The following is a 3,276-nucleotide window of genomic DNA, read 5'->3' as shown; positions in this document are numbered from 1 at the left end:
AGCACCCCCTGCCCGGAGTAGCTGGTGCCGTTGACGGCGCCGCTGTTCAGGATGCGGGCACCGACCTCTCGGGCGGCTTCGTCATTGTGGAGCGAGGCGATGGCTGCAGGCTGGATGCGACGGATGGAGGCGATCCCCGCCGCGGTCCGAATCTCTTCGGCCGTTAGGCGGGCCGTCACGATCGATCCCATCACGGAGTTCACGGGAATGCCGGCGCGCTGCAGCGCCTCCGGATCGGATGTGCGGATGATGGCCGGGTATCGCACGACCCCAACCTCGTCCCTGATGGCGGTTTTCTGGAGAATGAGCGGGAGCGGGGATGCACCAGCCCGCTTCGAGACGGCGGTCCGTTCCATCAAGACCTGGAATCCCCCGGCGAGACGCTGCATGGCGTGGGAGTCGGGAGCACCATCCTACGAGGAAGCCGACCCGGAGGGGACGAGCAACAGCAACGCGAAGAGAACGGGAAGGTATCGGTTCATCATGCAACGGGAACGAGTCGAAGGGGAGGTGAGGTCGAATCGAACGGGCACACCGATCCGGACCGGGCGCGCCTGTTCTTTTTCTTTGGGTGGACGACGCGCGTCACGACATGGGCCGGACGCGTCCGCTCTCCTCGATACGAGCGACCTCAGGCACGCGGGCGGCGTCGCGGATCTGCTCGACGGTCAATCGTGCCGTAGCGACCGATCCCTGCACACTGTTCAGCGGAATGCCCGCGTTGCGCACAGCACCCGCGTCGCTTACTCGCAGAATCACGGCGTACACGGTCTTCCCATCACGCGTCCCGGTGACGAGATCGGACAGCGGGGGCGGCTCGTCGCCCTGGACGACGCGCTGTAACGCCGGGGAGAGCTTGTCCATCTCCTCACTCGACAGCGCCTCCGCGCCTCCACAGGCCGAGGCGGTTATCAACATGGATAGAACAAGCACAGCGCAGATCGTCCAGGCGGAAGCAGAGGGAAGCACGGGCGTCGGGCGGTGAGAAGAGGCAAACGGACGATCTAAATAGTAGCCAGCCCTTCACACAATCGCAACGTATGCTGCTCCCCTCACGCCGGACCTGACCAAGATCAACGTAACGAGGCGGCGGTTCGGCTTACATCTCTGCCGATTTGGGGTCGCACGTCGGCCCGCCGCGAATGGACGACAGAAGTTGTGTAATTCCGAAACTATTTTCTCAAATCGGCGGAGGAATCGTTTGACGTGGCGCTGAACGTGTATACGTTCTACCACTCTGAGCGATGACTTGCTTAAACGAACACAAAGAGAAACAGGTAGAATATCCCGGTTTTAGACACTGGTCACATTTGTTAACAACGTCATCACATACCTTACTACAGGATGAAATATAGCCGTAGCAGCCTGTAACGGAAGCCCAAAAGACGAAATAGCGGGAGTAGTGGTGGCGTCAATTCAGAAAATAAATTCTGCGCATTTGACAGATGTCACTCCGGTGTTATACCGTATAGCTGTCCGTAACCGATGAACACGTAACCGATGGTCCTCGCTATTTCTGGGCCGCGCACCGGTGGGTCTCTGTCCCGGTCGTCTAGTCCCTCCGGGGACCCCGTTTCTCTCGCCGATGCGCTCTCCCCACACCATGACCGCGCCCGAGCTCCGGTTCCTGGCCGGAACCAGAACGCCGTCGACTGAAAGCCGCGCTTCGAGCCTTCGACGCCGCGCGCTCCATCCCGACGTCCGCCGGCCGGATTGTCCCCGACCGGGTGGATGTGAAGCACGAAATCGCTGATCAGGACATGTTCTTCGTAAGCCGACCCGGACTGCAACGTCCTTTTTCAGCCGCATCTGTCGATGAATTGATTTTCCAGCTCACCGCGGGCGTGACCCCAGGTCCCCCGCCATCCTTCTCCTCACCCACGGGCCCCCCTTCCATGTCTGCATCCGACGCCTCCATGTCTCCGAACGACGCAGAACCCGTCGACCCGGACCGGCTGCTTGACCTCGTCGTCGAAACCCGAGCTGCTGTCGACGTCATGCTGGAAATGCTCGCGCTCATCCAGACGGACGGATCGGAAGACGCGTACCGGGAAACGCTTGACGCGCTTCAGCAGCACCACCGCCAGACCACGGAGATCCTCCGGGCGTCTCTCGCCGAAGACGACCCCGCGTAGGCTGTCGCCAATCGGTCTCACATCGCGACATTTTCGACGACGCATCCCGTTCCGCCGTCCGGGCGAACACCATGGACATCCCTCCCAGTGACAACCCCTTTCATCGAGACGAACTCACCGGCGTCGAGGTCAAGCTTGAGGCATCGGTCGTCGACCGGCTCCGTCAGGGCGCGAAGAAAAGAGACATATCCTTCGGGCAGATGGTTCGCTACGCGCTCAAGCTCGGCCTTCAACGTATTCGCTCGCCGAACGAAGATGTAGCGATGGGGGAGACGTCCGCGGACCCATCCGCGTCCGACGAAGGCGACGGCCGGTCCCGAACATCCGTGCTCGAACAGTTCCGGGACGCTGTCGAGCGCATCGACGAACTCGAGCGACGTCGCGAAACCGCAAAACAGGACGTCTCACCCCTGATCCAGCAGCTGCTGGACGATATTTCCAGGGAATCAGATGCCTCCGAGCCCAACCGGAAGGCGGACCCGTCTTCAACGGAACGAAACGCATCCTCCGCCGCCGCGGCAGACGCAGACCATACGACCACAGTCGACAGCAGTGCGGGCGACAGCAGTGCGAGCAATCCCGAATCGGAGGACGACGAATCGGAGGGCGACGAGGATCCGCCGTCGATGTTCGACCTTGCAGGCGGCCCGTGACGAACCTGGTCGTGGACCGCCTTACCGGTGACCGGTGCAACTCACCGCACAACGGTCAATCATCGATCCGCACGGCGGCGCAGTCGCGCCACGGCGAGCGCACCCCCCGCAGCCGCCAGAAGGACAAGACCACCATCGACGGGAACCGACTCCGGTCCTCGTCCGCCCCCGCCGTCGCACCACGGCGGCGGATTCCGGTTCTGGCAGGGACGACGGTTCCCATTTCCGGGGCCCCTGCCGTTTCCATTACCGCGGCCGTTTCCGTTCCGGGAGTACGTGGTCGGAGCGGCCCAATCCGGCAATCCCTCGGCGGATGTTGAGCCGTACCCCGGGCCGGATGATCCGCTCGGGGCGAACGGACTCTGCGCCTGCGTTGGTAGAACGAGGATCGAGGCCGCGAGCACGACAGCGATGACCCAGGCGAGGTACGTGGAGCGGGGCGATCGCGACATGGAGGGTATAGCGCGTGTGAAGAAGAGCGATTGTTC

General features: G+C 62.5%; 5 protein-coding genes. 2 read left to right on the top strand and 3 right to left on the bottom strand.

The features are described from left to right. Together ACFCU0_RS10310 and ACFCU0_RS10305 are read right to left on the bottom strand one after the other, a co-directional pair. Positions 1–389 (bottom strand): hypothetical protein (locus ACFCU0_RS10310; RefSeq protein WP_434973584.1); only part of this gene is annotated, 389 nt, incomplete at its 3' end. 196 nt (positions 390–585) lie between these two features. Further along, positions 586–969, bottom strand: a complete 384-nt coding sequence (locus ACFCU0_RS10305; protein ID WP_434973583.1) for a hypothetical protein — start codon at positions 967–969, stop codon at positions 586–588. A 926-nt stretch (positions 970–1,895) separates the two neighbouring features. Here ACFCU0_RS10305 and ACFCU0_RS10300 point away from each other — a divergent pair. Together ACFCU0_RS10300 and ACFCU0_RS10295 are read left to right on the top strand one after the other, a co-directional pair. After that, positions 1,896–2,135 carry a hypothetical protein gene (locus ACFCU0_RS10300; protein WP_434973582.1) on the top strand — a complete coding sequence of 80 codons (240 nt, stop codon included), beginning with the start codon at positions 1,896–1,898 and terminating at the stop codon, positions 2,133–2,135. Positions 2,136–2,206: 71 nt separating this feature from the next. Further along, complete coding sequence (locus tag ACFCU0_RS10295; protein ID WP_434973581.1) at positions 2,207–2,788, top strand: hypothetical protein; 582 nt, start codon at positions 2,207–2,209, stop codon at positions 2,786–2,788. Positions 2,789–2,847: 59 nt separating this feature from the next. On the opposite strand, the gene ACFCU0_RS10290 is transcribed toward ACFCU0_RS10295, so the two are convergent. Further along, complete coding sequence (locus ACFCU0_RS10290) at positions 2,848–3,240, bottom strand: PID-CTERM protein-sorting domain-containing protein (protein WP_434973580.1); 393 nt, start codon at positions 3,238–3,240, stop codon at positions 2,848–2,850. Between the last annotated feature and the right edge of the window lie 36 nt (positions 3,241–3,276).

It is taken from the genome of Longibacter sp., from assembly GCF_051155795.1.
In the GTDB taxonomy this organism is placed as follows: Bacteria; Bacteroidota; Rhodothermia; order Rhodothermales; family Salinibacteraceae; genus Longibacter.
This window is presented reverse-complemented; position numbering and strand designations above follow the sequence as displayed.